4 protein-coding genes are annotated in these 4,916 nt (G+C 64.8%); 3 read left to right on the top strand and 1 reads right to left on the bottom strand.

Annotated features, from left to right (window positions below; translation table 11 throughout):
• Window positions 1-54: 54 nt before the first annotated feature.
• Window positions 55-954, top strand: a complete 900-nt coding sequence (locus EOA36_RS27665) for an NAD(P)/FAD-dependent oxidoreductase (RefSeq protein ID WP_127280251.1) — start codon at window positions 55-57, stop codon at window positions 952-954.
• On the opposite strand, the gene EOA36_RS27660 is transcribed toward EOA36_RS27665, so the two are convergent.
• The gene (locus EOA36_RS27660) at window positions 951-1,727 is read right to left on the bottom strand and encodes a DeoR/GlpR family DNA-binding transcription regulator (RefSeq protein WP_127280250.1); all 777 of its coding nucleotides are present in this window, start codon (window positions 1,725-1,727) and stop codon (window positions 951-953) included. The two genes, EOA36_RS27665 and EOA36_RS27660, sit on opposite strands and share 4 nt — an antisense overlap.
• A 421-nt stretch (window positions 1,728-2,148) precedes the next feature.
• On the opposite strand from EOA36_RS27660, the gene EOA36_RS27655 reads away from it, so the two are divergent.
• Entirely contained in the window at window positions 2,149-3,036 is an 888-nt protein-coding gene (locus EOA36_RS27655) for a phosphotransferase family protein (RefSeq protein ID WP_127280249.1), read from the top strand.
• Window positions 3,033-4,916: FAD-dependent oxidoreductase (locus EOA36_RS27650; RefSeq protein ID WP_145969338.1), on the top strand; the 1,884-nt coding region annotated here is incomplete at its 3' end. The genes EOA36_RS27655 and EOA36_RS27650, both read left to right, overlap by 4 nt.

Here is a 4,916-nt window from a genome sequence, read left to right as displayed (position 1 = left end):
CCGACCTGACCGCCGATTTCCGCCGCCGTTACGCCCTCATTGGAGTCTCCAGCCATGCAGTATGATCTTGCCGTCGTCGGCGGCAGCTTCGCCGGCCTGTCCGCCGCCATCCAGGCGGCGCGGGCGCGGCGCAACGTGCTGGTGATCGACGCCGGCCAGCCACGCAACCGCTTCGCCACGCATTCGCACGGCTTCCTCGGCCAGGACGGGCGAACGCCCGGCGCGATCCTCGACGATGCAAGGCGGCAATTGCTTGCCTATCCGACGGCCAGGCTTGTCACCGCACGTGCGGACAAAGCCATTGCCAACAGCACAAGCGATTTCGAAATCGCCGTCGATGGCGGCGACACATTCGGCGCCGCCCGGCTGGTGCTTGCCACCGGCGTTCGCGACATCCTGCCGGAGGTTCCCGGGCTCGCCGGACAATGGGGTAGGACCGTGCTGCACTGTCCCTATTGCCATGGCTACGAGGTTTCCGGCGGGCCGCTTGGCGTGCTCGCGACCGGTCCGATGTCCATACATCAGGCCCAGCTGATTTCCGACTGGGGTGACGTCACGCTGTTCGGCAACGGCCTGATCGAGCCCGACGCCGAGGAGATGCTTGCCCTGGAGGGCAAGAATGTCAGCTTTGAGCCCGCGCCGGTCAGCGAACTCGGGGAAGACGGCGCCGGCGGATTGGTTGTCCACCTCGACGGCGGCCGAAAGGCGGGCGTCAAGGCGATGTTCACCGCGCCCCGCAACACGATGGCGAGCCCGCTGGCAGAACAGCTCGGTTGCGACTTCAAGGACGGCCTGCTTGGCCCGATGATATCAGTCGATGACAGGCAGCAGACGACGATACCCAGCGTGTATGCCGCCGGAGACGCGGCACGCGCGATGCATAACATCGCCTTCGCCGTGTCGGGTGGCACTTTCGCGGGCGTGTGCGCCCATCAATCCTTGGTGTTCGGCTAAATTCCGGCTTCGCCGCGGGCGATGCTGAGCCGCGCGCCGGCCTGTGCGAGGGCGGCGGCAATGTCATGCGGCGGCGCGCGGTCGGTGGCGAGCTCGGAAAAGCCGTCGAAGCCACAGACCTGAACCAGGCCCTGGCGGCCGAATTTCGTGTGGTCGGTGATGACGAGCGAGCGCTGGCCGCGCGACAGCACCATGCGGGCAAATTCCGCCTCTTCCAGATCATAGTCCATGACGCCCGTCAGCGCATCCACGGCGCCGGTGGAGATAATGGCGTGGCTGACCGAGAAGCGGCTGACGAACTCGATGGCCGACGTCCCGAACGCGGCGCCTGAATCGCTGCGCAACTCGCCGCCGGCCATATAGACCTTGTTGCCGTTGATGGTGGCCAGCGTGCGAGCGATATCGGACGAGTTGGTGACGACCGTGAGGCGCCGGTGGCCGAGCAGTTCGCGTGCCAGGAACGACGTCGTGGTGCCGGTGTCGAGCATGATCGATTCGCCGTCACGGATGGTGGCCGCGACCGCGCGGGCAATGCTGCGCTTGGCGTCGGCATGCTCACGCATGCGCCGTTCGAACGGCGCTTCGCCGATCATCGACGGCAGGCCGATGGCGCCATGCATCTTCAGAACCGAGCCGTCGCTGGTGAGCGGCTTGACGTCACGGCGCACGGTTTCGAGCGACACGCCCAACCGGTCGGCCAGGCTGGCGATGGTGACGGTTCCCTCTTCCTGCAGCAGCCGCAGGATTTCGCCATGCCGTTTCGAGTGGATCATCTATGCGCGCCCCGGAGATTGCCCGATTCTAGGGCATTCCTAACGGTTTTAAAGGAATTGCCCATGCTTTCGGGCAAAATACCCAAAAAAAGTCACATCTTTTTATTGACAGAGGGGCAACCCTGGCGTGAAATCCAAACCTCAAACAGGGGTTCGGAGCTGCAGCGGGAGGGTAATTGGCAGGGCCGCAACTCACTGACCAGGCAGCCTGTAACGTGCCTGGCGCAAGGAATTTTCAGATCCGCGGGGGCGGATGCCGGGTTCAAAAACCTGGCCAAGGGGCTCGTCGGTGCGGTGCGGGATACCAATCCTGGCGTCCCGCACCGACGAGATTGTTTGCACTTCCCCCCGCCGTGGTCGCACTGCCCGTGGCGCCGTGTCGAAGCCCAGCAAACCAGGTCAGCAAACCAGGGATGATTCCGTGATTGCCGAAGACCGCATCCGCGCCCTGCCCTGCTGGACGGGCGCCATCGAGATCGCGCCGCTGCCCGGCGGCTTGAGCAATGCCAATTATGTGGTCACCGACACGGCCGGCAAACATGTGGTGCGCTTCGGCCAGGACTATCCGTTCCACCATGTCTTCCGCGAACGCGAGGTGATGACCGCACGGGCGGCTCACGCCGCCGGCTTCGCGCCGGCGGTCCATTATGCCGAACCAGGAATCCTGGTAACGGCGTTTCTTGGCGCCAAAACCTATCTGGCCGAGGACGTGCGCGCCAATCTCGGCCGCGTCGCGGCGCTGATGCGCGGCTTTCACCGGGAGATGCCCAACCATATCTCCGGCGCCGGCTTCATGTTCTGGGTGTTCCACGTCATCCGCGACTATGCGCGCACGCTTGACGAAGGGGGCAGCCGCAAGCGCGGTGACCTGCCACGCTTCCTAGCGCTGGCCGACGAACTGGAGCGTGCGCAGAAACTGCTGCCGATCGTCTTTGGCCACAATGATCTCTTGCCGGCCAATATTCTCGACGACGGCAGCAGGCTGTGGCTGATCGATTTCGAATATGCCGGCTTCAATACTGCCATGTTCGACCTTGCCGGCGTCGCCTCGAACGCCGGCATGAGCGACGCGGAATCCTTCGCCTTCCTGACCGCCTATTTCATGAAGGAGCCGGACGAGGCGATCCGCCGCTCGCACGCCGCCATGCAATGCGCCTCGCTGCTGCGCGAGGCGATGTGGAGCATGGTGTCGGAGCTCTATCTCGACGCGCCCGGCATCGACTACGTCGCCTACACCGAGGAAAACCTGGTGCGGCTCGACGCGGCGCTGGAAAACTACCGGACAAAATACGGGATCCTGAAATCATGACCTTGCCTAGCCAGGCCGCGGTCGTCGTCATTGGCGGCGGCATCATCGGCTGTTCGACGGCCTATCATCTTGCGCGCGACCACAAGGTCGACGTGGTGCTGCTCGAACAGGGCAAGCTGACCTCGGGCTCGACCTGGCATGCCGCCGGGCTGGTGGGGCAATTGCGCTCTTCGGCCTCGATCACGCGAGTGCTGAAATACTCCGTCGACCTTTACAAGGGACTGGAGGCCGAGACCGGGCTCGCCACCGGCTGGAAGATGACCGGCTGCCTGCGGCTCGCCACCAATGCCGACCGCTGGACCGAGTACAAAAGGCTGGCGACGACAGCGAAGAGCTTCGGCATGGACATGCACTTGCTGTCTCCGGCGGAGGTCAAGGCGATGTGGCCGCTGATGGAGACCGGCGATCTGGTCGGCGCTTCCTGGCTGCCGACCGACGGCCAGGCGAGCCCTTCCGACATCACGCAGTCGCTGGCCAAGGGCGCGCGCATGCATGGCGCCAAGCTCTATGAGGACGTGCGCGTCACCGGCTTCGAGATGAAGGGCGACCGCATCACGGCGGTGAAGACCGACCAGGGCGACATTGCCTGTGACAAGGTGGTGAACTGCGCCGGACAATGGGCACGGCAAGTCGGGGCCATGGCCGGCATCAACGTGCCGCTGCAGCCGGTGAAACACCAGTACATCGTCACCGAGAAGATCGCGGGGCTGGCAACCGACGCGCCGACGCTGCGCGACCCCGATCGGCGCACCTATTTCAAGGAGGAGGTCGGCGGCCTGGTGATGGGCGGCTATGAGCCTAACCCACAGGCATGGACGACAGGGGAGGTGCCCAATGACTGGGAGTTCCGGCTGTTCGACGACGACTACGATCATTTCGAGCAGCACATGATTCAGGCGATCGCGCGGGTGCCGGCGCTGGAAACCGTTGGCGTCAAGCAGATGATCAACGGGCCGGAAAGCTTCACGCCGGACGGCAATTTCATCCTCGGCGTAGCGCCCGAATGCGCCAACATGTTCGTCGGCGCCGGCTTCAACGCCTTCGGCATCGCCTCGGGCGGCGGCGCCGGCTGGGTGCTGGCGCAATGGGTGGTCGACGGCGAGGCGCCGCTCGACCTGTGGGTGGTCGACATCAGGCGCTTTTCCAACCTGCACCGCGACCGGCACTGGGTGTGCGAGCGCACGCTGGAAGCCTATGGCAAGCATTACACGATCGGCTTTCCGCACGAGGAGTATGCCAGCGGCCGGCCGCGCATCGTCTCGCCGCTGTATGAGCGGTTGAAACGGCAGCGCGCCGTGTTCGGCTCGAAGCTCGGCTGGGAGCGGCCAAACTGGTTCGCGCCGGAGAGCGTCGAGCCAAAGGACGTCTATTCGATGGGCCGGCAGAACTGGTTTGCTGCCGTCGGCGACGAGCACCGGCATGTGCGCGAACATGTCGGCATCTTCGACCAGTCGTCCTTCGCCAAGTACGAGCTGAGCGGCCCCGACGCGGCGAAGGCGCTGGACTGGATCTGCGCCAACGACGTCAGCAAGCCGGTCGGCCGGCTGACCTACACGCAACTTCTCAACACGCGCGGCGGCATCGAGGCCGACCTGACCGTGTCGCGGCTTGCCGAGGAGAAATTCTACATCGTCACCGGCACCGGTTTCCGCACTCATGACGCCTCGTGGATCAGCGATCATATTGGCGAGGGCCTCGATGCCAGGCTGACCGACGTCACCGAGGATTTCGGCACGCTGTCGCTGATGGGGCCGCGTGCCCGCGACGTGCTTTCGGCGGTGACCGGGAGCGATGTGTCGAATGCCAGCTTCCCGTTCGGCCATATCAGGGAGATCGTCATCGCCGGTCACACGGTGCGGGCGCTGCGCGTCACCTATGTC

The sequence above is a fragment of the Mesorhizobium sp. M8A.F.Ca.ET.021.01.1.1 genome (assembly GCF_003998025.1).
Lineage (GTDB): Bacteria > Pseudomonadota > Alphaproteobacteria > Rhizobiales > Rhizobiaceae > Mesorhizobium.
The sequence above is the reverse complement of the archived record's forward strand: the minus strand, read 5'-3'. Positions and strand labels throughout refer to the sequence as shown.

What these genes read in the sequence shown, in the direction of transcription:
- EOA36_RS27665 (WP_127280251.1), top strand. Translation starts at nt 55, where the DNA reads ATGCAGTATGATCTTGCCGTCGTCGGCGGCAGCTTCGCCGGCCTGTCC.
- EOA36_RS27660 (WP_127280250.1), bottom strand. Translation starts at nt 1,727, where the DNA reads ATGATCCACTCGAAACGGCATGGCGAAATCCTGCGGCTGCTGCAGGAA.